This window comes from Sphingomonas sp. Leaf22, assembly GCF_001421715.1.
Classification (GTDB): Bacteria; Pseudomonadota; Alphaproteobacteria; order Sphingomonadales; family Sphingomonadaceae; genus Sphingomonas.
Genome location: NZ_LMKP01000010.1, coordinates 14,198 through 40,489, shown reverse-complemented (window position 1 = coordinate 40,489; position 26,292 = coordinate 14,198). Strand labels below are relative to the sequence as shown.

The window sequence follows — 26,292 nt, the reverse complement described above, 5'->3', positions numbered from 1 at the left end:
CCATGGGGTGAGGGCCGTATCGCCCTCCCCCCTGCCGTTCGGTCCGGTTCGAGCCGCGATCGGACGACGTACCGCGCGCGCACCGGGAACGGGGTTTCGCAGGGTAGCCGTTCTTGGCGGACGCTTCCCGACAAGTTCGAACCCGACTGCGCGGGCGGGGCACCGAACGGCACCCCCGCCCGCTCATCCCAGCTTGTCGACCTTGTCCTGCAAGCGGGCAAGTTCGGCGCGCAGGGCGGCCATTTCATCGACCTTGACCGGCGTTTCGGTCGTGTTGGTCGCGGGCGTGGTTGCGCCGGGGGTACCGGGCGCACCGGGAGTACCCGGCTTGAACGCATGCGCCGCCGCTTCGAACATGGCGAGGTTGCGCTTGGCGATTTCCGCGAAGGGCGAATGGGCGAAGGCACCCTCGACCGCGGTCTTGAACTGTTCCTGATTCCGGCGGAAGCTGTCCATCGACGCCTCCAGATACCCCGGCACCATCGCCTGCATCGAATCGCCGTACAAGGTGATGAGTTGACGCAGGAAGCTGACCGGCAACAGCGTCTGCCCCCGGCTCTCCTCCTCCATAATGATCTGCGTCAGCACGTTATGGGTGATGTCGTCGTCGGTCTTCGCATCGACGACCTTGAAATCGCGATGCTCGCGCGTCATCGCTGCCAGATGCTCGAGCGTGATGTAGGACGAAGTCTCGGTATTATAGAGCCGACGATTGGCGTATTTCTTGATGATGACGGGGCTGCCGTCGGCCGCTGCCTTCTTCATGCGAAATCCTTGCGCGAAAGATGTTCCTATGGCTACACCGGTTGATACCGCGCCGCAACACGGCCCACGGCCTTTACCGTTGTTTCTCTCGATGTTGCGCAGCGAAACCGCCGACGACCCTAGCCGTCGCGCCCGCGCGCTGACCGGTCTGCGTGCCTATCAGGACGCGCCGCGCCTGCCGCGCACGCCGATGGCCGAAGCGGTCGCGCACGACGGACGGATCGGGTTGCGCGATTATGGCGGGACCGGCCGTCCGGTGGTGGTGATCCCGTCGCTCATCAATCCGCCGTTCGTCCTCGACCTGTCGCCCGAAAAATCGCTGCTGCGCTGGCTGGCCGGACAGGGGCTGCGGGTGTTGCTGGTCGACTGGGGGACGCCCGCGCCTGACGATCGTGCGATGGACCTTGGGCGTCATGCGCAGGCGGCGGCGCGGCTGTGCGCGACGCTGGACGAACCGCCGTTGCTGGTCGGCTATTGCCTTGGCGGGACGATCGCGCTCGCCACGGCGGGGTTCGTGCCGGTGGCGGGCATCGCCCTGATCGCGACGCCGTGGCATTTCACAGGGTTCGACGATGCGACCCGCGCCGGCATCGCCGACCAATGGACCATGGCGCAGCCGACCGCCGAGCGGATGGGCCTCGTCCCGATGGAGTTCCTTCAGGCGATGTTCTGGCAGCTCGATCCGGGGCGCACCGTCGACAAATATGTCGGCTTCGCCGATCTCGACCCGGCATCGGCCAAGGCGCAGGCGTTCATCGCGCTGGAGGATTGGGCCAATGCCGGCGCGCCGCTGCCCTATGCGGCGGGGCGCGAATTGTTCGACGACCTGTTCGATGCCGATCTGCCCGGCACCGGACGCTGGCAGGTCGCCGATCGCATCGCCTCCGCCGACCATCCTGTGCCGATGGTCGAATTCGTCGCGGCGGACGACCGCATCGTTCCCGCCGCCAGCGCGATCGGCCTGCCCGACCGGCGTATCGTGCCCGCGGGCCATGTCGGCATGATCGTCGGATCACGCGGACCAAGCGTCCTGTGGGAACCGCTTGCGCACTGGCTATGCGACGGTTCGCGCACTAGATAGCGCGCGAACCTTTAGGAGAAGGATTGCCCATGACCGACGTCGTCATCGTAGCCGCCAAGCGTACCCCCGTCGGGAGCTTCCTCGGCGCTTTTGCCGCGGTGCCGGCGCATGAACTGGGGCGGCAGGCGATCGCCGCCGCGCTGGATCAGGCCGGCGTCGCTGCGGCGGACGTATCGGAAGTGATCCTCGGCCAGGTGCTGACCGCGGGACAGGGCCAGAATCCGGCCCGGCAGGCGTCGATGGCGGCGGGCGTGCCGAAGGAAGTACCGGCATGGAGCCTGAACCAGGTGTGCGGGTCGGGCCTGCGCGCGGTGGCACTGGCAGCACAGGCGATCCAGACCGGCGATGCGACGATCGTGGTCGCGGGCGGACAGGAAAGCATGTCGCTGTCGGCGCATGCGGTACAGCTGCGCGCCGGCACCAAGATGGGCGACGGCACGATGGTCGACACCATGATCAAGGACGGCCTGACCGACGTCTTCAACGGCTATCACATGGGCATCACTGCCGAAAACCTTGCCGAGCAATATCAGGTGACCCGCGCCGAGCAGGACGAATTCGCCGTCCGCTCGCAGAACCGCGCCGAAGCCGCCCGCAGCGAGGGCCGCTTCGTCGACGAGATCGTCCCGGTGACGATCAAGGGCCGCAAGGGCGACACGGTCGTCGATCAGGACGAATATATCCGTGCCGGCGCGACCATCGACGGCGTGTCGGGCCTGCGTCCGGCGTTCAAGAAGGACGGTTCGGTGACCGCCGCCAACGCGTCGGGCCTGAACGACGGTGCCGCCGCGCTGGTCGTGATGTCGGCCGACGAAGCGGCGAAGCGCGGCCTCGAACCGCTCGCCACGATCAAGAGCTGGGCCACCGCCGGCGTCGATCCGTCGATCATGGGCATCGGCCCCGTCCCCGCCTCGCGCCGGGCGCTGGAAAAGGCCGGCTGGAGCGTCGACGACCTCGACCTGGTCGAGGCCAACGAAGCCTTTGCCGCACAGGCGCTGGCGGTCGGCAAGGACATGGGCTGGACCGCCGACAAGGTGAACGTGAACGGCGGCGCGATCGCGATCGGCCATCCGATCGGCGCATCGGGTGCCCGCGTGCTGACCACGCTGCTCTACGAAATGAAGCGCCGCGACGCGAAAAAGGGGCTGGCGACGCTGTGCATCGGCGGCGGCATGGGCATCGCGATGTGCGTCGAGCGGTGATCGTCTGATCTTCGCCCCGCCCGTGCCGCCGATGGCACGGGCGGGGCGACCCGGTACCGGACCGTCAGATCGGCTGATCGGGTCCGTACCACGGGCTGAAGCGCCGCGCGCGAATCCAGCGGGTCGCCAGCCACTTCATTCCCGATCGTACCGGTGTCCCGGCGTGACGCATCCGCTGGTCGACCCGCCCGTCGGCATCGACATTGCCGAACAGCAGCGCATCGCACCTTTTCGGCCGGATCGTCAGTCCCAGATCGGGGAATACCGTTTCCCCGCCGACGAAATCGTCGTTGAGGTACAGCAGCATCGTGGCGATCCGCTGATTACGCGCGCCGGCGATCGCATCGGAATGTAACCGGAACTCCTGGCCCGGGGCATAGCGCAGCACGGTCAGCGCCTCGCCCTGCGCCGCATCGGTGGCGGATGCCGCCGCGATCCGCAGATTGATCGCACGCACCACCAGATCCTCGCGCGTCGGGCCGACCACGGCCGCATCGGAGGTGCGGACGGGGTTCAGCACCGCGCGACCGGTAGCGGGATCGACGACCGGTGCTGGACGCAGGATGTCGGTCACACCCGTCGCGATATGCGCGCATTCCTGCTCGGTCACGAAATTCGCAAAATAGTGCACGTCCGCGCCCTGATGAAACGGTTCTCCGACCGGTGTCGTCGTCGGCATCCCATCCGGGCCGATCGCCATGGCGGCCAGCAATGCGCGATGCGCCGATGCTTCCGGCAACCAACCCGCCGCCCGTTCGAGCAACGCCTGGGCGGCGCGCCAGTCGGGCGTCCCGCCACTTCCGTTCGCGGTCAGCGCGATTTCGAACATGGCCGCATCGCCGTGCCGGGCTTCGCGCGCCCGCGCCAGCAGCGCGCGGGCCTTTGGCAGATCGCGCGGCAGTGGCGAACCGATCAGGTGCCACAGCGCCATCTGGTACTGCGCAGCGGCGTCCCCCGCCGCGACATGGTGGGTCAGCAGTTGTACGGCCTGATGCACGCGACCGGCGGCAAGCAACTGCTGAACGGTGTCGAGCGAGCGATCGGTCATGAACTCTTCCGTATCGAAAAAGGGGGCCGGCAGATACTGCCGACCCCCATTTCCGTTGTTGGCAGCGCCGGCGTCAGAAGCGCGCGGTGGCACCCGCATAGAAGCGACGACCCACGTTGTCGAAGATCGCGCTGCCCGCGCCGGTGCCGGTCGCGCCGAGCGGCGGCAGACGGTCGGTCAGGTTGTCGACGCCGATGTAGAAGTTCGACCGCTCTCCCACATCGAAGCCCAGCTTCGCCCCGATGTACAGCACGTCCGGATAGAAGGGCACGCTGAAGTCGTCGAGGTTCTGCGGCAGACGGCCCTGGAACCCGATACGGTTCTCGATCGCGCCGACCGACTGCTTGGCGACGTACCGGAACTGGGTATCCAGCGTCAGGATACCGAAATCGGCACCCAGGTTGACGTTCACCTGATCCTTCGGCGAGCCGAGTTCACCCAGACGGGTGTCTGCGAACGCGGGCTGCAACGGGTTGGTGAAGCTGCTCGCCTCGAACAGGTGGGTGTAGATGATCTGCCCGTTCAGCCGCACATCGCCCAGATTGCGGGTGTATGCCAGATTGGCGTCGATACCGCGAACCTTCAGCTGCGCGAAGTTGAACGACGACTGCAACAGGCTGCCTTCGACGATGCGATACGGCTGTTCGCCGTCCGGACCGGTGCCACCAGCAGCAACGCGCTGGAACTGCGAGCAGAACTGGTTGCCGTCGAGCGATGGCGAATCGTAGCAGTTGTTGACGATCGCCTGTGCCGACAACGCGCTGATGACCTGATCGACCGCGATGTTGTAATAGTCGACCGACAGCGACAGGCCGGGGACGTAGCTCGGGCGATACACACCGCCATAGGTCCACGAGTCCGACGTTTCGACGTTCAGGTTCGGATTGCCGCCGCTGGTGATCTCCAGCGACTGGGCATAGGCGTAGTTATAGCTGTTCGGGATACCCGCGGCGAGGCAGTTGGCCGCGCGGAACTGGGTACCACGCGCCAGGTTGTCGGCCGAGCAGGGATCGGCGAAGCCCGGTGCGAAGTTCTGACCGGGGGTCGAGAACAGTTCGCCGAGGTTCGGCGCACGCACCGCGCGACCATAGTTGCCGCGCAGACGCAGATCGCGGAACGGCGAATATTCGACGCTGAAGTTGTACGCATATACCGTGCCGGCGGAGGTGTTGTAGTCCGACACGCGACCCGCCGCACCCAGCGTCAGGTCGTTGATGAGGAACACGTCCTTCAGGATCGGCACCGACAATTCGCCGAACGCTTCCTTCACTTCGAACGCGGGCGGATCGAACTTTGCGAGAGCGTTGTAGAAGGTATAGCCCTGTTCGACGAACGGATCGGCCTGGAAGAAGTTGGTTTCGCGGCGATATTCGCCACCGATCGAGAACTGGACCGCGCCGCCCGGCAGCGTCAGGAACTTCGACGTGTCGCCCGCCAGGGTCGCGAGGACGTCGAACTGCGTGATCTTGCCGAAGGATTCGGTGTTGCGCAGGATGTAATTGATCGACTCCTGCGACGCGCTGCCGACCCCGAACGGGTTGAACGGGCGACAGTTGGCGATGTCCGCCGCCAGATTGGCGTCGTTCCCGCCGATATCGCTGCCGAACGCGAAACGCGTCGGATCGAGTTGCGCACCGCAAACGATCTGACCGGCCGGGTTGCGCACCGCGTCGAGCGCGAGGCTCAGACGCTGTACGTCGATATTGCCGAGCACCTTGGTCCGTTCCTTGAACTCGCCATAGTTGGCCGACACGTCGTATTCCCACGTGTCGTTGAACGTGCCGCGGACACCGCCGACGATGCGATAGGTTTCGCGCAGGGCGTCTTCCCGACGCGAACCCAGATCGGTCAGGTTCTTGCGCAGAATGAAACGATACGAACCATCCGCGATGGCCGCACGAAGCGTCGCCTGCTGCGTCGCGCTCAGCGTCGCCGCAGTATTCGGGTTCAGACCGTTGTTTACCGTTTGAAGCAGCTGTGCCGACAGCGTCGCCCGCGCATCGGCGCTCAGGAACGGGTTGTCGAGCCGGGGGCGCTCATACTGCCCGTCGATCGTGCCGCCGGTGAAGAACGCCGGACCCGAACCGCCGAGACCGACGCTTTCGGTGCGGACATACTTAGCTTCGATATAGGGCACGAACGCTTCGGACACGTCGAAATGGCCGATCAGGTTCGCCGCATAGCGGTCGATCTGCGGCAGCAGCTGCAGCAGCACGCCTTCGCGGCGGGTGTTGCCGTTACCGCCTAAGATCGAGCCACCGGGGGTGTTGGTCAGTGCGGCAGCCGCGATACCGGCACGGGTACCCGTCTGCCGGACCAGCGAACCACCAGGCTGGAACAGATAGTTGCAGGTATACGCACGGCCCAGATAGTCGCGACCACAATTCGCGGCGGTGTTTGCGCCCGGCGCGGCACCGATGATGGTGATGAGGCCACCATCCGAAATGCTGGCGCTGCGGATATCGCGCAGGAACGTGGCATCGGGGATGCCGTCGAAGCTCAGATTACCGTTCAGTCCCGGACCCGCCGAATCGAGGTTCGTGGTAACGAACGCATCATTCTGACGATATTCGCGACGGTCGGCTGCGAAGAAGTCCTGGCTGCGGGTATATTCGAGGTTGACCGCGATGTTGCCGCGACCGTCTGCAAAGTTCTTGCCGCCCGTCGCGCTGACGAAATAGCTGCCCGCGTCACCATGCTGGCTGATCGCGCCCTGGCCACGGACCTGGAACCCGTCATAGTTCGTGCGCAGGCGGAAGTTGACCACGCCGGCCAGTGCGTCAGACCCATATACCGCCGACACGCCGCCGGTCAGGATGTCGACGCCTTCGATCAGGTCGGTCGGAATGGTGTTGATGTCGACCGACACTGCGTTGTTCAGAATGTCCGAACCGACGTGGCGGCGACCGTTGACCAATACCAGCGTGCGCTGCGTGCCGAGACCGCGAAGGTCGAGCAGGTTGAGGCCGGCGGTGCCGAGGAAGCGGGTCGAGTTCGACTGGCTGAAGGTGCTTTGCAGCTGCGGCAGGTCGTTCAGCACGTCGCCGATCGAGGTACGCGCGGTCTGCGTCAGCTCGGCGGCGGTGATCGTCGTGACCGGCGCGGCCGATACGTCGTTCGGCCGGGCGATGCGCGAACCGGTAACGACGATCACACCGTCGTTCGCGGGTTCGCCATCCGCGCTCGTGCGATCTTCCTCGGACATGGTGCCCTGCGACGTACCTGCGCCGGGGGCTGCCGTCGTGTCGGTCGTCTGCTGCGCCATCGCCGTGCCGGCGAACAGCAACAGCGAACTGGCCAGCGCGGTAGAACGCGCCAGAACAGTGAATTTCATAAAACCCCCTTTTTGTAAGCTTTTTACAGCAACCCTGTTTGGAGCAAGCGAAGCACCCTTGTCCCAGCCCCCATCAGAACGTGCGTATACCGTCGTGTGAAGAGGGTTACTGACATTTCGTTGAACCTGTTACCAGTTCGCAACACTTTGCATCATCTGGAAAGATTTGCTTGTTGCTGTTTTATTACAGCAATACACTTGAGAACTACTTGTCTATTGTGCGGGGTATCGATGTCGGGCACGGCACGCAAAACCGTCGGGGAAAGGGCGTAGCGCAATGAATGAACCGAAGGTTAACCTGACAGAAATGTTGACGAATATTGGCAACACTGCCCGTATCGCCGCGCAGGGACTGGCAACCGTCCCGACCACGCTCAAGGCCGCCGCGCTTCGTCACGCTGCCGCCGCGATCCGCGCGGACGGCCCCGCGATCCTGGCCGCCAATGCGCAGGACATTGCCGCGGCCGAAGCGAACGGCCTGTCGGGGGCGATGCTCGACCGGTTGCGACTCGACGTCGCCCGGCTCGAAGCCACCGCCGCCGGGGTCGAGGCGGTGGCCGGACTGCCCGATCCGGTCGGCGACGTCATCGACCGCGCCGAACGTCCCAACGGCCTTATCCTCACCCGCGTGCGCGTGCCGATCGGCGTGATCGGGATCATCTATGAAAGCCGCCCCAACGTGACCGCCGATGCCGGGGCACTGGCGGTGATGGCGGGGAATGCGGCGATCCTGCGCGGCGGCAGCGAGGCGATCCATAGCAACCGCGCGATCCATGCGGCGATGGTCCGCGGGCTGGCGGCCGGCGGATTGCCCGAAGGGGCGGTGCAACTGATCCAGACGACCGACCGGGCGGCGGTCGGGGCGATGCTGGCCGCCGAGGGGCTGATCGACCTCATCATTCCGCGGGGGGGGAAGAGCCTCGTCGCGCGGGTGCAGGCAGAGGCGCGGGTGCCGGTGCTGGCGCATCTCGACGGGCTGAACCACAGCTATGTCGATCGCGCCGCCGATCCGGCGATGGCAAGGGACATCGTCGTCAATGCCAAGCTGCGTCGCACCGGCGTGTGCGGCGCGACCGAAACCCTGCTGATCGACCGGGGCTTTGCCGATCCGCTGCCGATCCTGACCGGGTTGCTCGACGCCGGCTGCGAATTGCGCGGCGATGCGGAGGTGCGGGCGCTGCACCCGGCGATCCTTAAGGCGAACGACGACGACTGGGACACCGAATATCTCGACGCGATCCTGTCGGTGAAGCTGGTCGACGGCGTCGACGCGGCGATCGCGCATATCGCGGCGCATGGATCGCACCATACCGACGCGATCATCACCGCCGACGAACCGACTGCCGACCATTTCCTCGCGCGGGTCGACTCGGCGATCGTGATGTGGAACGCCTCCACCCAGTTCGCCGATGGCGGCGAATTCGGGCTGGGCGCGGAGATCGGCATCGCCACCGGGCGGCTGCACGCACGTGGCCCGGTCGCGCTGGAGGGGCTGACCACCTACAAGTGGATCGTGCGCGGGACCGGTCAGACCCGGCCTTGATGACGGGGCTGGCGCGGCATAGGTTGCGGTAATGGAAAAGCGACCGATCACCACCGCGATCGACGCGGCGACCGACGATGCGATCAGCCGCGTTGCGGCGGCGCGCGGTATTACTCGTGACGAGTTCGCCGCCGACGCGCTGCGCCGCGCGGTGCGTGCCGATGAGGAATTGGCGGCCTTCGTTCAAGTTGGGATCGATGCCGCCGATCGAGGCGAGTTGATTCCGCACGAGGTCGTCATGGCCGAACTCGACGCGATGATTGAGCAGCACCGGAGCCGGAGCCAGAGTCGCTGATCGTCTGGACGGCACCGGCACTGGAGGATCTCCGCCGGATCAACCAATGGATGTCGGTCAACGTGGCACCGGTTGCGGCATCTGAGATGCTGGCTGCAGTGCGTGCGCGGTCGACGATCCTCGACAATTTCCCCGGCATCGGGCGGGCGATCAGCGGAGGAAGTCGTTTGCTTCGGGTACAGGGGACGCCGTACCTCCTGTTCTACCGCATGCTACCCGACCGCGTCGAAATCCTGCGCATCCGGCATGATCGGGAGGATTGGGACGCATGAGCCGCATCGGCCTGCTCGGCGGATCGTTCAATCCCGCGCACAACGGCCATCGCCGGGTGTCGCTTGCCGCCAAACGCGCCCTGGCGCTGGATGAGGTGTGGTGGCTGGTATCGCCCGGCAACCCGTTGAAACCGGCCGCAGGCATGGCCCCGCTCGCCGCGCGGCTGGCGTCGGCGAGGCGGGTGGCACGCCATGCACCGATCCGGCCGACCGCGATCGAACGCCGGCTCGGCACGCGCTATACCGTCGATAGCTTACGCAAACTGGTGCGGCTATACCCGCAGCATCGCTTCATCTGGCTGATGGGGGCGGACAATCTGGCGGAGTTTCATCGTTGGCGCGACTGGCGCGGAATTGCGCGGACTGTGGCGATTGCGGTCGTCGCGCGTCCGGGCTATGACGGGCGCGCCCTCGCTAGTCCTGCGATGGGCTGGTTGCGGCGCCATGCGCGGCCCGCAGGCCAGGCGAGACGATGGACGATGTGGAGTTTGCCGGCGCTGGTCCGTTTACGCTTCCGCCCCGATCCGACTTCGGCGACCGCGATCCGCGCCGCCGATCCCGCTTGGCACCGTCGGGCAATTCCGCCCGTCCGGTCCGGTGCACAGGCCCCTGAAAGCTGACCCCCTTGCCGACTTCTTCCGACCCGACCGATGCCATGCGCGAGACCGAAGCGCTGCACCGCCTGGTGCTCGCCAGCCTCGACGACGACCAGGCGGTCGAGACGGTGTCGATCCCGCTCGCCGGCAAGTCGAGCATCGCCGATTACATGGTCATCGCCAGCGGCCGGTCCAGCCGGCAGGTGGCATCGATGGCGACCAAGCTCGCCGAACGGGTCAAGGCCGAGTTCGGTCGCCCGTCGCGCATCGAAGGGCTGCCGACCGCCGACTGGGTGCTGATCGACACCGGCGACGTGATCGTCCACCTGTTCCGCCCCGAAGTCCGCACCTTCTACAATCTGGAGCGGATGTGGGCGTTCGGCGACACGCTGAACCCGACCGCGCACGCATAACGCCGGCCGCCCGTGCTGCTGCATATCGTCGCGCGCGGGCGGATCGGGCGTGGTCCCGAAGCCGAGCTGATCGACCGCTATCTCAAGCGGGTCGGCTGGCCGACCCGGATCACCGAACTGCCCGATACCGGCGGCAAGATCCCGCCGGTCGATCCGGGCACGCGCATCGTGATGCTGGATGAGAAGGGCCGCGACCTGCCGTCGCTGGCGTTCGCGACGCAGCTTGGCCGCTGGCGCGACGATGGCGTGCGCGAAACCCGGTTCCTGCTGGGTGCTGCCGATGGCTTCGACGATGCGCAGCGGGCGCAGGCCGACCTGTTGCTGGCGTTCGGCCGGGCGACATGGCCGCATCTGATGGCCCGCGCGATGCTGGCCGAACAATTGTGGCGCGCGACCAGCATCCTCGCCGGCCACCCGTATCACCGCGAGGGATGAGGCGCGCCGTCGCCCTGATCGCCGGGCTGGCCGCGCTGGCGGGTGCGGCGGCTTGGGCGCAGGACGACCCGATCGCCACCGGGCGCGCGCGGCTGGAAAGCGCGCGCCGGGCGGCGGCGGCGGCCAGTGTCCGATCACAACAGCTCGACCGCGCCGCCCGCGCCGCCAGCGCCGGGGCCGAACGCAGTCGTGCCGCTCAGGCCGCGCTCGCCGCACGCATCACCGCTGCCGAAGCCGGCCGCCGGGCGGCGCAGGCGCGCGTCGCCCTGATCGGGGAGCTGCTCGCCCGGCGGCGTGGCGAACTGGCGGCCCGGCAGGCTCCGGTCGCGCGGCTGGTCGGCGCGTTGCAGTCGCTGGCCAGCCGTCCCGCATGGCTGGCCGTCGCGCAGCCGGGGTCGACCGACGATCTGGTCCATGTCCGCGCGGTGCTCGGCACCGTGGTGCCCGCGATGCAGCAGCGTACCGCCGCGGTCCGCACCGCCATCGCCGATGCCGCGCGGCTGCGGTCGCAGGCCGGCACGGCGCTGACCGCGCTGGCGGCGAGCAACGCGCGACTGGAGAGCGAACGACTGGCGCTGGTTCAGGCGGAGGCGGCACAGCGGCTGCGTTCGCGGGCGCTGGCGCGCGGGGCGCTGGTCGAATCGGACCGGGCGATCGCGCTGGGCGAACAGGCGCGCGACATCGTCGATTCGCTGGAGGAACTGGGCGAGGTCAGCGATACCCGCGCCGCGCTGGCGGCGTTGCCGGGACCGCTGCCGCGCCCCGAAACCGGCGCTTCGCCCCTGCCCCCGCCCGCCTATCGCCTGCCGGTCGCAGGGATCGTCGCCGCCGGGTTCGGCGAAATCAGCGATAGCGGGGTGCGCGCGCGCGGCGTCACGCTGACGGTTCCACCGGGGGCTGTCGTCGTCGCGCCGGCGGCCGGCACCATCGCGTTCAGCAAGCGGTTTCGTGGCTATCGCCGGGTCGTCATCCTCGACCATGGCGGCGGCTGGACGACGGCGATCACCGGCTTGGCCGCCAGTGCCGGTCCGGTCGGCGCGCATGTCCGCGCGGGAACGGTGATCGGGCGGGCACCGGGCGGGGAGTCGCCGGTGACCGTCGAACTGCGCCGCCACGGCGTCCCCGTCGATCTGGCCGCGATGCTGTAGCGAGGAAGGCTGTTCGAAAACGCGCGGTTGCGCGTTTAGCGGTGCCGGCCCGCTCCGCGCGTTTCCAGACACACTCTCCGGCAACGGCGGAAAACCGCTTGCATCCGCCCCCGCGTCGTCCATCTCCGGTTCAGGCCATCGCCGCTTTGATCGCCGGACGATTTCCAGCTAGTGTGGCTTCCGTACCGCAGTCGAAAGCATCAAGCGTATATGCGTATGTCCCGTCCGTTTCTTCAGGCTACCGCGATCGTCGGCGCGCTGGCGCTGGTCCCCGTCGCGACCGGCGCGATGGCGCAGGCCGATGCCGGCAGCTTTCGCGAACTCGATAACTTCATGGACGTCTATAACCGGGTGAAGGCGAGCTACGTCGACAAGGTCGACGACAAGACGCTGATGGAAGGGGCGATGCGCGGCATGCTGGCCGCGCTCGACCCGCATTCCAGCTACCTCGACGCCAAGGATTTCGAGAATCTCCGCATCGCCACGAGCGGCAATTATTCGGGCCTCGGCCTGTCGGTCACGATGGAGGACGGCGCGGTCAAGGTCATCACCCCGACCGAGGATACGCCGGCGGCACGCGCGGGCATCAAGTCGGGCGACTATATCACCCATGTCGACGGCAAGCTGATCGTCGGCGGCACGCTGGACGAAGCGGTCGCGCAGATGCGCGGGCCGACGGGGTCGAAGGTATCGCTGACCATCGTCCGCCCCGGCCGCGACAAGCCGATCGAACTGACGCTGGTGCGCAGCACGATCGTGCAGAAGCCGGTGAAGTGGGAAGTGAAGGACGGCATCGGCGTCATCAACATCAACACCTTCAGCGAGACGACCGGGGCCGATACCCGCGCCGCGATCGCCGGGATCGACAAGGCGCTGGGCCACAAGCCGAAGGGCTATGTCATCGACCTGCGCGACAATGGCGGCGGGCTGCTGACGCAGGCGATCGAGGTGTCCGACACCTTCCTGGCGCGCGGTGAGATCGTGTCGCAGCGCGGCCGCGACAAGGCGGATACCGAACGCTATTTCGCCGAGGAAATGGTGCCGGGCGATCTGGCGCAGGGGCTGCCGATCATCGTGCTGACCAATCCGGGGACGGCATCGGCATCGGAAATCGTCGCCGGCGCGTTGCAGGACCATCACCGTGCGATCGTAATGGGCGAGCGCAGCTTCGGCAAGGGATCGGTCCAGTCGATCTTCGACCTGTCGAAGAACACCGCGCTGCGCCTGACCACCGCCCGCTATCATACGCCATCGGGCCGGTCGGTCCAGGAAGGCGGCATCGACCCCGACCTGAAGGTACCGCAGATTTCGGACCCCGATTACAAGAGCCGTCCGGTGTACCGCGAGGCCGATCTGCGCCGGCATCTGGTCAACGAAGCCGGCATCGACGACAAGACGCTGACCGAGGATACGAAGGACGATCCGCGCTTCGCCGAAACCGCCGAATCGCTGAAGAAGCGCGGCGTCGACGATTTCCAGCTCTATTACGCGTTGCAGACGATGGGCCGGGTCGGGCCGACGACGCGGATGGCCGCCGCCGCGCCCAAGCCCGGCAAGCGCTGAACCGATGCGCGCCAACGACCTGCCGCTCGCGCGCTGGATCGCGCTGCTGCTGCCGCTCATGCTGATCGCGGGGGCGCTCGGCTCGCAATATCTGGGCGGGCTGTACCCGTGCGAGATGTGCCATTGGCAACGCTGGCCGCATTATGCGGCGATCGTGCTCGCGGCGCTGTCGTTCTTCGCGCCGCGTACCTCGGCGAAACGGCTGCTGGTGATCCTTGCGGCGCTCGGCATATTGACCAGCGGGCTGATCGGGGTGTTCCACGCCGGCGTCGAATATCATTGGTGGCAGGGGGTCACCGCCTGCGCGAACACGCTGCATGCGACCGGCGGCGATTTGCTGGCGGCGATCGTCCGGCAACCGGTGGTACGCTGCGACGTGCCGCAATGGTCGGTGCTCGGCATCTCGCTGGCCGGATTCAACGCGATCTTTTCGATCACCGGTGCGTTGGTGGTGCTGATGCTGGCGACACGGAGGCGGACATGAGCAAGTGGCGACCCGGCGATCCCCGGCCGGGCGGGGTCCGATCGATGATCCGCGTTGATCAGGCGGGTGAATATGGCGCGACGCGCATCTATGCCGGACAGCTGGCGGTGATGGGCGACCGCAGCCCGATGTCGGCGGCGATCCAGGGCATGGCGTTGCAGGAGGCGGAACACCGCGCCTATTTCGACGCGCTGATCGCCGAACGCGGCGTGCGGCCGACGATCATCCAGCCGATCTGGGACGTCGCCGGCTTCGCATTGGGTGCGGCGACGGCGGCGCTCGGGCCGGAGGCGGCAATGGCGTGTACCGCCGCCGTCGAGACCGAGATCGACAAGCATTATGAGGATCAACTCGCCGAACTGGGCGACGACGATCCCGAACTCGGGGCCGCGATCCGGAAATTCCAGGCCGAGGAACTGGAGCATAAGGAAGCGGCGCTGGCGCATGGTGCCGAACGCGCGCCCGCCTATCCGCTGCTGTCGGCGGCGATCCGCGCGGGCTGCCGCATCGCCATCGAAGTTTCGAAACGCATTTGATCGTCGGGGCGTTACCCCGACAGGAGGATTTTGTGATGACCCGCATGTTTCTGGCCGGTGCCGCCGCGATCGTCGCCTTTGCCATGCCGGCGGTGCCTGCCGACGCGCAGGTCCGCAACGGTACGATGGTCATCTATGGCAACGACAAATGCCCGACCAACGCCGATGGTGAAGAGATCGTGGTCTGCGTCCGCCGTGGCGAGCAGGAACGGTTCCGTATTCCCAAGGAATTGCGCGACGTCGAACCGACCCGCGACGGCGAAAGCTGGGCAACGCGCGTTGGCGACAATCTGAACGCGGGTGCAAGCGGGATCGGCAGCTGCTCGACCGCCGGTGTCGGCGGGCAGACGGGATGCTTCGTCCAGCGCGCCAATGCCGCACGGGCGGAACGTCGCGCACGGCGCGATGCCGAGGCGAATGTCCCGCTGCCGTGAAGGCGGTTCGCTGACCGGTAGCTAGGGCCGATCGGCACTCAGTACAGTTTCGACTTCTCCCCTCCCTTGTCAGGGAGGGGAGCAGGTCGCTGGCCTGACAGATGAATGTCGATCGGTCCTAGCTTACGGCGTTACCGGGGATGCCGCACGCTTAACCTCGCGTGCGCCGTACTCCTGCGCAAGCGGGGGCCCGGAGCCGGGCAGCACTACTGCTCGCGCCCGTGGCCCTTTCCCCCGCCTGTGTCGGAGGGCGCCGGTAGGCACCTCCAGACGCCAGCCCGGCACCCTCGACAATCGCGACAGACTACTACGCTGCGCGACGCTCACGCGCCCAGCACGTGCATCCACATCGGTCGGCCAAGCACGCTGGTCGAGCTTTCCAGCTTCTCCAGTGCCTGCGCGACGCTGCGCTCCGGCCCTTCATGGGTGACGATCGCGACCAGCACGCTGCCATCGGCATTCGCGCCGCGCTGGATCAGGCTTTCGATCGATACGCCGGCATCGCGCATCGCTGCGGCGATTTCGGCGAGGACGCCGACCTTGTCGGTGACCTGCAACCGCAGATAGGCGCGGCCGCGACGGTCGCCGGTCGGTTCGGGGGCCGCCGGGGTCAGGTCGGCGACCGGCATGGCATAGGGCGGGCCAAATTCGCCACGGGCGATGTCGATCAGGTCGGCGACCACCGCGCTGGCCGTCGGCCCATCGCCGGCACCGCGCCCCTGAAAGAACAGGCGGCCAACGAAATTACCCTCGGCGACCACGGCGTTCAGCGATCCGGTGACATGCGCCAGCGGATGGTCGAGCGGCACGAGGTGGGGATGGACCCGTTGGAACAGCCCACGCGGCCCCGCTTCCCCCACCCCGACCAGCCGGATGCGATAGCCGAGCGCCGCCGCTTCGGCGATATCGGCGGCCAGCACATGGCGGATGCCGGTGACCGCCACCGCATCGAACGCCGGCTGGGTGTTGAACGCGAGGCTGGCGAGGATCGACAGCTTGTGCGCGGCATCGACGCCGTCGATGTCGAAGCTCGGATCGGCTTCGGCAAAACCCAGCGCCTGCGCCTCGGCCAGCACTTCGGCGAAATCGCGCCCCTCGGCCTCCATCTTCGACAGGATGAAGTTGCAGGTACCGTTAAGGATGCCGAAGACCTGCGAAATCTCGTTGGCCGCCGCGCCTTCGCGCAGGCCCTTGACGACCGGCACGCCGCCCGCGACCGCCGCCTCGAACTTCAGCGCGACGCCCTTGCCCTCGGCGGCCTTCGCCAGTTCGAGGCCGTGATGCGCGATCATCGCCTTGTTGGCGGTGACGAAGCTCTTGCCCGCCGCCAGTGCGCCGCGCGCCAGCGTCAGCGCCGGGCCATCCGATCCGCCGATCAATTCGACCACGACATCGGCATCGCCCGCCTGCACCAGCGCGGCGGTGTCGTCGACCCATTGGTAGCGCGACAGGTCGACGCCGCGATCCCGACTGCGGTCGCGCGCCGATACCGCGACGACTTCGATCGGGCGACCGGCGCGGCGGGCGATCAGCGCGCCGTTGGTCTCGATCAACCGAATCACGCCCGCACCCACGGTTCCAAGGCCGGCGATGGCGACGCGGAGCGGTTCGGTCATGATATCCTCGGTTCGTTACGACATAAAATTGCGGCCGGAGGGATGCTCCGGCCGGTTTCGTGTCTCTAATGGGTGGGACACGGAAGGGGAAGGGCGTTGGGTACACCCATCGTCATCCCCGCGCCGGCGGGGATCCATAGACGCCGGCGTCTCGAACGAATCGCGACGACAGCGTTCATGGATTCCCGCCTTCGCGGGAATGACAGGGAGGACGGCTTATGGCTTGATGAGACCGATCTCCACCAGCCGCTGATACAGATAGTCGTGCGCGGTGATCGGCGTTTCGTAGCGATTGGAGCGTTCGTCCGAGACACAGGCCGGCAGCGTCTCGATCAAGAAATCGGGCGCGGGGTGCAGGAAGAACGGCATCGAATAGCGCGAATGGCCACGCCGTTCGGGGGCCGGATTGACGACGCGGTGAGTGGTCGAGGGCAGGACGTGGTTGGTCAGCCGTTGCAGCATGTCGCCGACATTGACGACCATCGCGCCGGGCGGTGGCGCGACCGGCAGCCAGCGACCATCGCGGTCGAGCAGTTCGAGACCCGCTTCCTCGGCCCCCAGCAACAGGGTGATGAGGTTGATGTCCTCATGCGCGCCGGCGCGCACCTCGGGCGCATCGGCCGCAACCGGCGGATAGTGCAGCAGGCGCAGCACCGAATTGCCGTCCTTCACCGCAGGGTCGAACCAGTTCGGCTCCAGCCCGAGATAGCGCGCGATCGCCGACAGCAACCGGTCGCCCGCCGCATCCAGCGCGGCGAACAGGTCGAGGAATGCCTCGCGAAACCCCTCCGGCCGGTCGGGCCAGACATTGGCGGGCATGACGTCGCCATAGCGGTGGCCGGCCACGAGTTCGCGGCCGACATGCCAGAACTCCTTCAGATCGACATGGGTCGCGCCCTTGGCGATCTCGGTCTTGAACGGGGTATAGCCGCGCGCGCCGCCGCCGCCCTCGACGAAATAGCCGCGCTTTTCGTCCTCGGGCAGGTCGAAGAACGCCTTGGTCATCGCCCACGCACGGTCGATGACGTCCTGATCGACGCCATGGTCGGATACCATCGCGAACCCGAAGCGTTGGAACGAACCGCCGAAATCGCGGGCAAAGCCATCGGGGTCCCGATCCGCCTGCGCCATCGAAATCAACGGAACCTGCGAAAGCGGCGTGTCGGCCATGGGTCTCAAATCCTGAAAGATACCGGAACGTAGCCATGAAGATAGACGCCCGGCCCGCCCACGAACAGGGTCATCCTTTGCGTGACGCAGCGCGCGAGTTCCGGCATGGGGATGATGCGATGCAACAACGATCCGATCCCCTGTCGCCCGACACCGCCGCCGCGCTGACCGACGCCGCCACCGGCCCCGAAGGATCGGCGGACCGTTCGCCGCTGCCGTTCGGCGAGTTCGTGACGCTGATCGCGGCGCTGATGGCGCTGACCGCGCTCGGCATCGATTCGATGCTGCCCGCGCTGCCCGCGATCGGCGATGCGCTGGGCGTCGCCGAACCCAATACGCGGCAGTTCGTCGTCACCTCGTTCCTGCTCGGCTTTTCGATCGCGCAGCTGGCCTATGGTCCGCTCGCCGATCGCTATGGCCGGCGGCCAGTGCTGATCTTTGCGCTGATCGCCAGTACGATCACCAATCTTGTCGCGGCGGTATCGGGCAGCTTCGTGCTGCTACTGATCGCACGATTCGCGTCGGGCGCGGCGGTGGCGGGCGGACGCGTGGTCACCGTGGCGCTGGTGCGCGACTGTTATTCGGGGCGGGCGATGGCGCGGGTCATGAGCCTCGCCTTCATCTTCTTCATGGCTGCCCCGGTGCTGGCCCCAACCTTCGGCCAGTTCGTGCTGGCCTTCGCATCGTGGCGCTGGATCTTCGGCGGGATCGCGATCGTCACCGCCGCGGTGTTCGCGTGGTTCGTGCTGCGCATGCCCGAAACGCTGGCCGAATCGGACCGCGCGCCGCTCGACCCCCGCCGGATCGTCTCCGGCTATCGCATCGTCCTCCGTGATCGGTATGCGGTCGGCTATACGGTCGCGGCGGCGCTGCTGTCGGGCGGGCTGTTCGGCTTCGTCGGATCGATCCAGCAGATCATGGAAGTGACGTTCGGCAAACCCAAGCTGCTGACGGTCGTGTTCGCCTGCGTCGCGGGCACGATGGCGGCGGGGTCGTTCTTCAATTCGCGGATCGTGATGCGCTTCGGCACGCGGCTGATCTCGCACGCCGCCCTGCTGGGGCTGGTCGCGGTCGCGGCGGTCCATCTCGCGATCACGCTCGCCGGTCTCGAATCGCTGACCAGCTTCATCATCCTGCAGGCGATCATGATGGCCTGTTTCGGTCTTGCCTCGTCCAATTTCTCGGCGATGGCGATGGAGAATATGGGGTCGATCGCCGGCACCGCCTCGTCGTTGCAGGGATTCGTGTCGATGCTGGGCGGGGCGGTATTGGGCGCGCTGATCGGTCAGGCCTTCGACGGCACCACCGTACCGCTGTATGGCGGGTTCCTGTTCCTCGGCATCCTCGCGCTGCTCGTCGTGTTTCGTACCGAACATGGCCGCCTGTTCCGCCGGGGATAGGAACCGGGGCGCGATCCGGCGGGTTTCCCTGTCCTAACCAGCAGGAGTCACGCGATGGGTGGTCATCAGGTAAATGGTCAGGGGTCGGGCGACGACGGCTATGACGAGGACGGCTATGACGAAAGCCAGCGCGCCGAAATCCTCGAAGCGACCCGCGACGGACCCAGCGACGGCACGATCCTGACCGACCTCGAACCCGATCTCGGCCTGTCCGACGACGAGGACGAGGACGAACTCGACATGGTCGACGACGAACTCGCCGAAGAGGACGAGACGGTGACGATCACCGGTCAGGGCGATCAGGCCGAAGACGAGTTGCAGGAAGATTTCGACGAGGACAATCTGCCCGAGGATGGCGACCTTGCCGATGCCGATCGGGACGCGATCGAACCGTGAGGATAGCGGCGGTCGTCGGGCTGGCGGTGCTGCTGTCGGCGTGCGACGGCGGCGACGCGGGTAACGAGATGGCGGCGGCGAACGACGCCGCCGTCGCTGCCGCCGAACCGACCCCGGTTTCCGGTGCGCCGACACCGGTGACGCCGTCGACCACGCTGCCGCCCGGCGACGGCATTCCCGGCGTATCGGCCCCGCCCCCGGCCAACGAAGTCCGCTCGGTCGCCACACCCGACCCCGTCGCGACCGAAGCGGGTCCACAGGAAGCGGTGGCGGTGCTGAACCAGTATTTCGCGGCAATCGGCAGCGGGCGATATGACGACGCCTACCGCCTGTGGAACGGGCGTGGCGAGGCAGCCGGCATGACGGCGAAGGCGTTTGCTGATTCCTTCGCCAGATATGCTGATTATCGCGCGACGATCGGAACGCCCGGCCGGATCGATGCCGGGGCCGGGCAACGCTATATCGACATACCGGTCCGGGTGACCGGACGGCTGCGGGACGGGACGCCGGTATCGCTCGCCGGACCGATCACGCTGCATCGGACCGGCGATATTGACGGCGCGACCGCCGAACAACGGGCATGGCGTATCCAGACCAGTGGCCTGAAGCCGCGTCCGGCACCATGAGTGCGCCCCGCTACACCCGACAGATCACCGCCGGTCCCGACGACATCGATGAGCTGGGCCATGTCAACAACGCCGTCTGGGTCCGCTGGATTCAGGACGTGGCGGTTGCGCACTGGCACGCGTTGGCCACGCCCGAACAGCATGCCGCCTATGTCTGGGTCATCACCCGCCACGAAATCGACTATCGCGGCAGCGTCCTCGCGGGCGAGACGGTGACGGCCGAAACCTGGGTCGCCGATGCGCCGAAGGGGGCGAGGTTCGACCGGCTGATGCAATTCACTGGCGCGGATGGGCGGGTAAAGGTCGAGGCCCGCACGACATGGGCACTGCTCGACCGTCGGAGCGGGCGACTGCTCCGCGTGCCGGCCGAGGTGGTCGAGCGGTTTACGCGATAACCGTCCGTCACTCCCGCGAAGGCGGGAGTCCATACACGCTACCGGCGCGGCCCTTGTCGCCAACGTAAGCGCCTATGGATTCCCGCCTTCGCGGGAATGACGAAGGAAGCTTCCCCGGTTGAGAGAACCGTCTGCGATCACCGCAGCAGGAACCGGACCGATACGTTGACCGTCAGATCCTGCTCGCCCGCCGCGACCGGCGTCGAATCGGCCATCTTCATCATACGCGCCATTTGCAGCATCGGCATCGGCGGCTGCGGCAATTGCCCGCCATCCTCCGAAATTAGCAGGATACGGTCCACCCGCAGCCCGGCGGCGCGGGCATAGAGATCGGCACGGGCGCGCGCCCGGCGGATCGCGTCGGTGCGGGCTTCGTCGAGCGCGGCATCGGCGGCATCGACCGACAGCGTCGGCCCGTCGATCTGGTTCGCGCCCTGCGCGACAAGGGCATCGAGGATCGCGCCGCTCTTCGCCACGTCGCGGAACCGGACCGCGACACTGTTGCTCGCCTGATAGCCGGTGATCGCCGGGGGCTGGTTTTCGGCATAGCGATATTGCGGCTGCAACTGGATCTGCGCGGTCTGGAGATCGCGGTCGGCGACACCGGCGCGGCGCAGCGCGGCGACGACGCGGGTCATGCGCTGGCTGTTGTCCGACAGCGCCGCCGCGGCCGTCGCCGCCTGACTGACCACGCCGGCGCGGATCGTGGCGATGTCGGGCACGCGCGTCGCCTTCCCCGTCGCGCTGACGTCGAGCAGCGTCCCGTCGGTCAGGACCGGTGCCGACACCGGCACCGCCTGTTGCGCGGCGGCGGGAAGCGCGGTGCCGATGGCGGCAAGGATCAGGACGGAACGGAGCATCGACAATTCCTTTTCGACTATAGTGACGACGAACGAACGGTCGTTACGCATCCGCCGCAAAACGTCGCATGAACGCAATCGATGCAGCCCTTGCCGTGCTTATCGAAAAACGCGATGTCTATGCTTGAGGGCAGTGCTGTATTCGGGTAATACAGCATCGAATTGGCTGGGGGCCTTCCAACAGGATGGGGTGGATGAATTACGAATCGACGTCGATCGCGGGTGACCGCCAGCTGCTGACCGGACCCGACGGCGCGAAGCGTTCGCGCCGCCGTGCCGTCATCGTCGGGATCGTGATCGTCCTGCTCGTCCTGCTCGGTGCCTACTGGGCATTCGGTCGCAAAGGTGGCGACGCGCCGGCCGCACAGGGTGCGCCGCCCGCCGCCGCCGGCGGCACGCTGCCCAAGGTGACGGTGGTCGTCCCCGGTCGCGACACGGTGACCCGTGCGGTCACCGGCACCGGATCGCTCGCCGCCCGCCGGGAAATGCCGGTCGGCGTCGTCGGCGAAGGCGGTCTGGTCACACGGGTGTTCGTCGAGCCGGGCAGCTGGGTAAGCGCCGGACAAGTGCTGGCGACGGTCGATCGGTCGGTTCAGGCGCAGACCGCCGAATCGCTGTCGGCACAGGTGCGGGTCGCCCGCGCCGATGCGCAGATCGCGCAGACCGAACTCGACCGGTCGAACCAGCTGGTCGAACGCGGCTTCGTGTCGAAGGCCGATATCGATCGCAAGACCGCGACCCGCGACGCCGCCAACGCGCGCGTCCGGGTGGCGCAGGCGCAGCTGGCCGAGACGCAGGCGCGCAACCGCCGCCTCGATATCCGCGCGCCCGCCGCCGGCCTCGTCCTGACCCGCGCGGTCGAACCGGGTCAGGTCGTCGGCAGCGGCAGCGGTGTGCTGTTCCGCATCGCGATGGGCGGGCAGATGGAAATGCGCGCCCAGCTGTCCGAGGCCGATCTCGCCAATGTCCGCGCCGGTTCGCTGGCGCAGGTCGTGCCGGTCGGCGATACCCGCGTGTTCAAGGGGCAGGTGTGGCAGGTCGCGCCGATCATCGACCCGCAGACGCGACAGGGCATCGCCCGCATCGCGCTGAACTACGACCCGGCGTTGCGCCCCGGCGGTTTCGCCAGCGCGCGCATCGGGGCCGGTGCCTCGACCGCGCCGCTGCTGCCCGAATCGGCGGTGCTGAGCGACGACAAGGGCAGCTATGTCTATCTGGTCGACGCCCAGAACAAGGTGCTTCGCCGCGACGTCCGCGTGGCCGAGGTGTCGGACGAAGGTGCGCTGATCGCCTCCGGGTTGATCGGTGACGAACGCGTGGTCGCAAGCGCCGGCGCGTTCCTGAATGTCGGACAGGAGGTGGTGCCGGTCCGCGCCGCCGCCGCTTCCGCTCGCAAGGAGTAGCGCCATGGGCTTTCGCAACATTTCGGCATGGTCGATCCGGAACCCGGTACCACCGCTGGTGCTGTTCCTCGCGCTGACGATCGCGGGGATCGTCAGCTTCATGCGGATGGACGTGAACCAGGACCCGGACATCGAATTTCCGGTCGCGATCGTCGTGATTACCCAGCCGGGTGCTGCGCCCACCGAACTCGAAACGCAGGTGACGCAGCGCGTCGAGGCGGCGGTCCGGTCGTTGCAGGGCATCGACCAGATCGAATCGAGCGTTACCGAAGGGTCGTCGCAGACCGTCATCCAGCTCGATATCGGCACGCCGATCGACCGCGCCGTCAACGACGTGCGCGAAGCGGTGAACCAGATTCGCGGCCAGTTGCCCGACGGCATCCTCGAACCGCAGGTCTTCCGCGCGAACACCACCGACAAGGATCTGGCGTCGTGGACCGCGATCGCCGACGACATGACCGCCGAACAGCTCAGCTGGTATGTCGACAATACCGTCGCCAAGGAATTGTTGAGCGTCGAGGGCATGGCGACCGTCGAGCGCGTCGGCGGCGTCGACCGCGAGATCCGCGTGACGCTCGACCCCGCCCGGTTGCAAGCGCAGGGGCTGACCGCGAGCCAGGTCAATCAGGCGCTGCGCCAGGTCAATCTGAACGCGGCGGGCGGTCAGGCGGAAATCGCCGGCACACAGCAATCGGTCCGCGTGCTGGGCAACGCCGCCACCGCCTATGCGCTGTCGCAGACGCAGGTGCCGGTCGGCGGCGGCCGCTCGGTCCGGCTGGCCGACATCGCCGACGTCCGCGACGCCTATGCCGAACCCACCAGCCGCGCCGAATATAACGGTCGCCCGGTGCTGGCGTTCGATATCAAGCGCGCCAAGGGCGCATCGGACGTGACCGTCTTCCACGAAGCGGAAAAGAAGCTCGCCGACCTGCAGAAGCGCAACCCGCAGGTCCGCTTCGCGCTGCTGTCCAATTCGGTCAAGTTCACCGAAATCCAGTATCATTCGGCGATGAACGCGATGGTCGAGGGCGCGCTGCTCGCGATCGTCGTCGTATTCCTGTTCCTGCGCGACTGGCGCGCGACGCTGATCTCGGCGCTGGCCATCCCGCTGTCGGCGATTCCCGCCTTCTGGTTCATGGACATGCTGGGCTTCACCCTGAACCAGATGACGCTGCTCGCGCTCAGTCTGGTCGCGGGGGTGCTGGTCGACGATGCGATCGTGGAGATCGAGAATATCGTCCGCCACATGCGCATGGGCAAATCCGCCTATCAGGCATCGATCGACGCCGCCGACGAGATCGGCATCGCGGTGCTGGCGACGACGATGGCGATCGTCGCGGTCTTCCTGCCCGTCGGGTTGATGCCGGGCATTTCGGGCCAGTTCTTCAAGAATTTCGGCCTGACCGTCGTCGCGTCGGTGTTGATGAGCCTTGCCGTCGCGCGGCTCATCACGCCGATGATCGCCGCCTATTTCCTGAAGGCGCACGGGTCCGCCAGCCATGGCGAGGGCTGGCTGATGGACCGGTATATGGGCGTGCTGCGCTGGACGCTGCGCCATCGCTGGTCGACGATCGTCGGCGGCGTGGTGGCGCTGACGCTGACCGTCATCATGTTCATGGTCCTGCCGCAGACCTTCCAGCCGCCGCAGGACCGCGACCGCGTGACCGCCAGCGTCGAAATGGTGCCCGGCACCACCCTCGAACAGACCGCGGTCGTCGTGAAGCGCGTCGAGAATCTGTTGCGGGCGCAACCGCTGGTCAAATCGGTCTATTCGTCGAGCTATGCCGGCAACGGCCGGGTGACCGCCGAACTGCTCGACAAGCCGAGCTTCGGCGAAAGCGTCCGCCACACCTTCGGGCTGGTCGACGATGCGACCTATGACGCGATGCGCCAGTCCAAGAGCACCGAGTTCGAACGCGGCCTCGCCCCGCAGCTCGCCGCGATCCCCGATGCGCGGGTATCGTTCCGGTCGCAATTCGGCTGGGGCGGATCGAGCCGCGACCTTTCGATCACGATGGGCGGCGACGATCCGGTCAAGCTGAACGAAACCGCGAACCAGCTGGTCAAGGAGATGGAAAAGCTGCCGATGGTCGTCGCGCCGCGCGTGTCGGGCGATCTGAAGCGGCCGGAGATCATTATCCGTCCGCGCAGCGACCTCGCCGCCAGCCTCGGCGTCACCACCGCCGCGCTGTCGGGGGCGATCCGCATCGCGACGCTGGGCGATATCGACCAGAACAGCGCGCGCTTCTCGCTGTCCGACCGGCAGATCCCGATCCGCGTCGCCCTGTCGCGCGATGCGCGGTCGCGGCTGTCGACGATCCAGAACCTGCCGGTCCCCACCGGCAATGGCGGATCGGTGCCGCTGTCGGTCGTCGCCGATATCGGCTTTGGCGCAGGCCCGACCAAGATCGACCGCATCAACCAGCAACGTCGTCTAGTCGTCGGTGCCGATCTGGCCCCCGGCGTGGTGTCGGGCGTCGCGCAGGAGGCGATCCACAAGCTGCCGATCATGCAGAACCTGCCGCTGGGCGTCACCGAACTGACCGTCGGTCAGGCGAAGTGGCAGGGCGAGATGATCACCAACTTCATCGTCGCGGTGATTTCGGGCATCTTCCTCGTCTTCGCGGTGCTGGTGCTGCTGTACAAGCGGGTGATGCCGCCGTTCGTGAACATGGGATCGCTGTTCCTGGCACCGCTGGGCGGGCTGCTGGCATTGTGGATCACGGGCAACCCGATCTCGATGCCGGTATATATCGGGCTGCTGATGCTGCTGGGCATCGTCGCCAAAAACTCGATCCTGCTGATCGATTTCGCGCTGGAGGAGATGGAGAAGGGCGTCGACAAGGAGGTCGCAATCCTCGATGCCGGGCACAAACGGGCGCAGCCGATCGTGATGACCACCGTCGCCATGGTCGCCGGCATGGTGCCGACCGCGATGGCGCTGTCGGGCGACGCATCGTTCCGCGCGCCGATGGGCATCACCGTGATCGGCGGGCTGGCCCTGTCGACGCTGTTGACGCTGCTGATCGTGCCGGGCGCGTTCAGCCTCGCGGTCGGGCTGGAACGCTGGGTCGGTCCGCGCCTGTCGCGGCGGCTGCTTACCTATCGTCCGGGCGATGGTGACCGGCCGGCGATCGAACACCAGCCGGGTGGGCAGTTGCCGCCGGGCGACGGGCCGAAGTCGCTGCCGGCGGCGGAATGACCCGCCCCCCGTCCGGTTCGCGCCCGTCGCGAACCGGACGGGACCGGTAGCCCGCACGGGTAACGATTGAACTTT

25 protein-coding genes are annotated in these 26,292 nt (G+C 67.0%); 19 read left to right on the top strand and 6 right to left on the bottom strand.

Annotated features, from left to right (window positions below; all coding sequences use genetic code 11):
* Positions 1-183: 183 nt before the first annotated feature.
* Positions 184-765: a polyhydroxyalkanoate synthesis repressor PhaR gene (phaR, locus tag ASE70_RS06245; protein WP_056396389.1), complete on the bottom strand. Its 582-nt coding sequence runs from the start codon at positions 763-765 to the stop codon at positions 184-186.
* 91 nt (positions 766-856) lie between these two features.
* On the opposite strand from phaR, the gene ASE70_RS06240 reads away from it, so the two are divergent.
* Together ASE70_RS06240 and ASE70_RS06235 are read left to right on the top strand one after the other, a co-directional pair.
* Complete coding sequence (locus tag ASE70_RS06240) at positions 857-1,846, top strand: alpha/beta fold hydrolase (protein WP_056502576.1); 990 nt, start codon at positions 857-859, stop codon at positions 1,844-1,846.
* 29 nt (positions 1,847-1,875) lie between these two features.
* Positions 1,876-3,048, top strand: coding sequence for an acetyl-CoA C-acetyltransferase (locus ASE70_RS06235; protein WP_056502573.1), 1,173 nt, complete (start codon positions 1,876-1,878; stop codon positions 3,046-3,048).
* A 64-nt stretch (positions 3,049-3,112) separates the two neighbouring features.
* Here the strand turns inward: ASE70_RS06235 and ASE70_RS06230 are convergent, their stop codons facing one another.
* Positions 3,113-4,096, bottom strand: a complete 984-nt coding sequence (locus tag ASE70_RS06230) for a 2OG-Fe(II) oxygenase (protein WP_156356054.1) — start codon at positions 4,094-4,096, stop codon at positions 3,113-3,115.
* A gap of 73 nt (positions 4,097-4,169) precedes the next feature.
* A complete protein-coding gene (locus tag ASE70_RS06225; protein ID WP_056502570.1) occupies positions 4,170-7,430 on the bottom strand; it encodes a TonB-dependent receptor domain-containing protein in 3,261 nt (1,086 codons plus the stop codon).
* A gap of 277 nt (positions 7,431-7,707) precedes the next feature.
* Here ASE70_RS06225 and ASE70_RS06220 point away from each other — a divergent pair, with 277 nt between their 5' ends.
* The 11 genes from ASE70_RS06220 (at position 7,708) to ASE70_RS06170 (ending at position 15,149) form a co-directional block, all read left to right on the top strand.
* Complete coding sequence (locus ASE70_RS06220; protein ID WP_056502568.1) at positions 7,708-8,973, top strand: glutamate-5-semialdehyde dehydrogenase; 1,266 nt, start codon at positions 7,708-7,710, stop codon at positions 8,971-8,973.
* Between the two features lie 31 nt (positions 8,974-9,004).
* Complete coding sequence (locus ASE70_RS06215) at positions 9,005-9,268, top strand: CopG family ribbon-helix-helix protein (protein ID WP_156356052.1); 264 nt, start codon at positions 9,005-9,007, stop codon at positions 9,266-9,268.
* A 50-nt stretch (positions 9,269-9,318) separates the two neighbouring features.
* The gene (locus ASE70_RS06210) at positions 9,319-9,540 is read left to right on the top strand and encodes a type II toxin-antitoxin system RelE/ParE family toxin (protein ID WP_056502566.1); all 222 of its coding nucleotides are present in this window, start codon (positions 9,319-9,321) and stop codon (positions 9,538-9,540) included.
* A complete protein-coding gene (locus tag ASE70_RS06205) occupies positions 9,537-10,160 on the top strand; it encodes a nicotinate-nucleotide adenylyltransferase (protein ID WP_056396414.1) in 624 nt (207 codons plus the stop codon). Before ASE70_RS06210 ends, ASE70_RS06205 begins: the two co-directional genes overlap by 4 nt.
* A gap of 35 nt (positions 10,161-10,195) precedes the next feature.
* Positions 10,196-10,549, top strand: coding sequence for a ribosome silencing factor (rsfS, locus tag ASE70_RS06200; RefSeq protein ID WP_056001157.1), 354 nt, complete (start codon positions 10,196-10,198; stop codon positions 10,547-10,549).
* A 12-nt stretch (positions 10,550-10,561) separates the two neighbouring features.
* Complete coding sequence (locus tag ASE70_RS06195; RefSeq protein WP_056001154.1) at positions 10,562-10,984, top strand: 23S rRNA (pseudouridine(1915)-N(3))-methyltransferase RlmH; 423 nt, start codon at positions 10,562-10,564, stop codon at positions 10,982-10,984.
* A complete protein-coding gene (locus ASE70_RS06190; protein WP_056502563.1) occupies positions 10,981-12,132 on the top strand; it encodes a murein hydrolase activator EnvC family protein in 1,152 nt (383 codons plus the stop codon). Before ASE70_RS06195 ends, ASE70_RS06190 begins: the two co-directional genes overlap by 4 nt.
* 216 nt (positions 12,133-12,348) lie before the next feature.
* Positions 12,349-13,695, top strand: a complete 1,347-nt coding sequence (locus ASE70_RS06185) for a S41 family peptidase (protein WP_056396423.1) — start codon at positions 12,349-12,351, stop codon at positions 13,693-13,695.
* 4 nt (positions 13,696-13,699) lie between these two features.
* Positions 13,700-14,179: a disulfide bond formation protein B gene (locus ASE70_RS06180; protein ID WP_056396426.1), complete on the top strand. Its 480-nt coding sequence runs from the start codon at positions 13,700-13,702 to the stop codon at positions 14,177-14,179.
* Positions 14,176-14,715, top strand: coding sequence for a demethoxyubiquinone hydroxylase family protein (locus ASE70_RS06175; RefSeq protein WP_056502560.1), 540 nt, complete (start codon positions 14,176-14,178; stop codon positions 14,713-14,715). Before ASE70_RS06180 ends, ASE70_RS06175 begins: the two co-directional genes overlap by 4 nt.
* 35 nt (positions 14,716-14,750) lie before the next feature.
* Positions 14,751-15,149, top strand: a complete 399-nt coding sequence (locus ASE70_RS06170) for a hypothetical protein (RefSeq protein WP_056502556.1) — start codon at positions 14,751-14,753, stop codon at positions 15,147-15,149.
* Between the two features lie 323 nt (positions 15,150-15,472).
* On the opposite strand, the gene ASE70_RS06165 is transcribed toward ASE70_RS06170, so the two are convergent.
* Entirely contained in the window at positions 15,473-16,765 is a 1,293-nt protein-coding gene (locus ASE70_RS06165; protein WP_056002264.1) for a homoserine dehydrogenase, read from the bottom strand.
* Positions 16,766-16,981: 216 nt separating this feature from the next.
* A complete protein-coding gene (locus ASE70_RS06160) occupies positions 16,982-17,935 on the bottom strand; it encodes an isopenicillin N synthase family dioxygenase (protein WP_056502553.1) in 954 nt (317 codons plus the stop codon).
* 119 nt (positions 17,936-18,054) lie between these two features.
* Here ASE70_RS06160 and ASE70_RS06155 point away from each other — a divergent pair, with 119 nt between their 5' ends.
* From ASE70_RS06155 to ASE70_RS06140, 4 genes are read left to right on the top strand one after another with little or no spacing between them, the layout of a single operon-like run.
* A complete protein-coding gene (locus ASE70_RS06155) occupies positions 18,055-19,335 on the top strand; it encodes a multidrug effflux MFS transporter (RefSeq protein ID WP_056502639.1) in 1,281 nt (426 codons plus the stop codon).
* Positions 19,336-19,389: 54 nt separating this feature from the next.
* Positions 19,390-19,731: a hypothetical protein gene (locus ASE70_RS06150; RefSeq protein WP_056502549.1), complete on the top strand. Its 342-nt coding sequence runs from the start codon at positions 19,390-19,392 to the stop codon at positions 19,729-19,731.
* Complete coding sequence (locus ASE70_RS06145; protein ID WP_056502546.1) at positions 19,728-20,357, top strand: hypothetical protein; 630 nt, start codon at positions 19,728-19,730, stop codon at positions 20,355-20,357. The genes ASE70_RS06150 and ASE70_RS06145 overlap by 4 nt, the downstream gene beginning before the upstream one ends.
* Positions 20,354-20,752 carry an acyl-CoA thioesterase gene (locus ASE70_RS06140; RefSeq protein ID WP_056502545.1) on the top strand — a complete coding sequence of 133 codons (399 nt, stop codon included), beginning with the start codon at positions 20,354-20,356 and terminating at the stop codon, positions 20,750-20,752. The genes ASE70_RS06145 and ASE70_RS06140 overlap by 4 nt, the downstream gene beginning before the upstream one ends.
* Positions 20,753-20,889: 137 nt before the next feature.
* Here the strand turns inward: ASE70_RS06140 and ASE70_RS06135 are convergent, their stop codons facing one another.
* A complete protein-coding gene (locus ASE70_RS06135; protein WP_200925601.1) occupies positions 20,890-21,612 on the bottom strand; it encodes an SIMPL domain-containing protein in 723 nt (240 codons plus the stop codon).
* 194 nt (positions 21,613-21,806) lie between these two features.
* Between ASE70_RS06135 and ASE70_RS06130 the strand changes: the two genes are divergently transcribed.
* Positions 21,807-23,015 carry an efflux RND transporter periplasmic adaptor subunit gene (locus tag ASE70_RS06130; RefSeq protein WP_056502541.1) on the top strand — a complete coding sequence of 403 codons (1,209 nt, stop codon included), beginning with the start codon at positions 21,807-21,809 and terminating at the stop codon, positions 23,013-23,015.
* A 4-nt stretch (positions 23,016-23,019) separates the two neighbouring features.
* Complete coding sequence (locus ASE70_RS06125) at positions 23,020-26,217, top strand: efflux RND transporter permease subunit (RefSeq protein ID WP_056502538.1); 3,198 nt, start codon at positions 23,020-23,022, stop codon at positions 26,215-26,217.
* Positions 26,218-26,292: the final 75 nt, after the last annotated feature.

Excerpts from the sequence above, each read along its gene's own strand:
- rsfS (WP_056001157.1), top strand. The coding sequence starts at position 10,196 with ATGCGCGAGACCGAAGCGCTGCACCGCCTGGTGCTCGCCAGCCTCGAC.
- ASE70_RS06135 (WP_200925601.1), bottom strand. The coding sequence starts at position 21,612 with ATGCTCCGTTCCGTCCTGATCCTTGCCGCCATCGGCACCGCGCTTCCC.
- ASE70_RS06230 (WP_156356054.1), bottom strand. The coding sequence starts at position 4,096 with ATGACCGATCGCTCGCTCGACACCGTTCAGCAGTTGCTTGCCGCCGGT.
- ASE70_RS06235 (WP_056502573.1), top strand. The coding sequence starts at position 1,876 with ATGACCGACGTCGTCATCGTAGCCGCCAAGCGTACCCCCGTCGGGAGC.
- ASE70_RS06240 (WP_056502576.1), top strand. The coding sequence starts at position 857 with ATGTTGCGCAGCGAAACCGCCGACGACCCTAGCCGTCGCGCCCGCGCG.
- ASE70_RS06175 (WP_056502560.1), top strand. The coding sequence starts at position 14,176 with ATGAGCAAGTGGCGACCCGGCGATCCCCGGCCGGGCGGGGTCCGATCG.
- ASE70_RS06205 (WP_056396414.1), top strand. The coding sequence starts at position 9,537 with ATGAGCCGCATCGGCCTGCTCGGCGGATCGTTCAATCCCGCGCACAAC.
- ASE70_RS06225 (WP_056502570.1), bottom strand. The coding sequence starts at position 7,430 with ATGAAATTCACTGTTCTGGCGCGTTCTACCGCGCTGGCCAGTTCGCTG.
- ASE70_RS06165 (WP_056002264.1), bottom strand. The coding sequence starts at position 16,765 with ATGACCGAACCGCTCCGCGTCGCCATCGCCGGCCTTGGAACCGTGGGT.
- ASE70_RS06155 (WP_056502639.1), top strand. The coding sequence starts at position 18,055 with ATGCAACAACGATCCGATCCCCTGTCGCCCGACACCGCCGCCGCGCTG.
- ASE70_RS06190 (WP_056502563.1), top strand. The coding sequence starts at position 10,981 with ATGAGGCGCGCCGTCGCCCTGATCGCCGGGCTGGCCGCGCTGGCGGGT.
- ASE70_RS06130 (WP_056502541.1), top strand. The coding sequence starts at position 21,807 with ATGAATTACGAATCGACGTCGATCGCGGGTGACCGCCAGCTGCTGACC.
- ASE70_RS06215 (WP_156356052.1), top strand. The coding sequence starts at position 9,005 with ATGGAAAAGCGACCGATCACCACCGCGATCGACGCGGCGACCGACGAT.
- ASE70_RS06140 (WP_056502545.1), top strand. The coding sequence starts at position 20,354 with ATGAGTGCGCCCCGCTACACCCGACAGATCACCGCCGGTCCCGACGAC.
- ASE70_RS06170 (WP_056502556.1), top strand. The coding sequence starts at position 14,751 with ATGACCCGCATGTTTCTGGCCGGTGCCGCCGCGATCGTCGCCTTTGCC.
- ASE70_RS06180 (WP_056396426.1), top strand. The coding sequence starts at position 13,700 with ATGCGCGCCAACGACCTGCCGCTCGCGCGCTGGATCGCGCTGCTGCTG.
- ASE70_RS06125 (WP_056502538.1), top strand. The coding sequence starts at position 23,020 with ATGGGCTTTCGCAACATTTCGGCATGGTCGATCCGGAACCCGGTACCA.
- ASE70_RS06210 (WP_056502566.1), top strand. The coding sequence starts at position 9,319 with ATGTCGGTCAACGTGGCACCGGTTGCGGCATCTGAGATGCTGGCTGCA.
- ASE70_RS06150 (WP_056502549.1), top strand. The coding sequence starts at position 19,390 with ATGGGTGGTCATCAGGTAAATGGTCAGGGGTCGGGCGACGACGGCTAT.
- ASE70_RS06160 (WP_056502553.1), bottom strand. The coding sequence starts at position 17,935 with ATGGCCGACACGCCGCTTTCGCAGGTTCCGTTGATTTCGATGGCGCAG.
- ASE70_RS06220 (WP_056502568.1), top strand. The coding sequence starts at position 7,708 with ATGAATGAACCGAAGGTTAACCTGACAGAAATGTTGACGAATATTGGC.
- ASE70_RS06185 (WP_056396423.1), top strand. The coding sequence starts at position 12,349 with ATGTCCCGTCCGTTTCTTCAGGCTACCGCGATCGTCGGCGCGCTGGCG.
- phaR (WP_056396389.1), bottom strand. The coding sequence starts at position 765 with ATGAAGAAGGCAGCGGCCGACGGCAGCCCCGTCATCATCAAGAAATAC.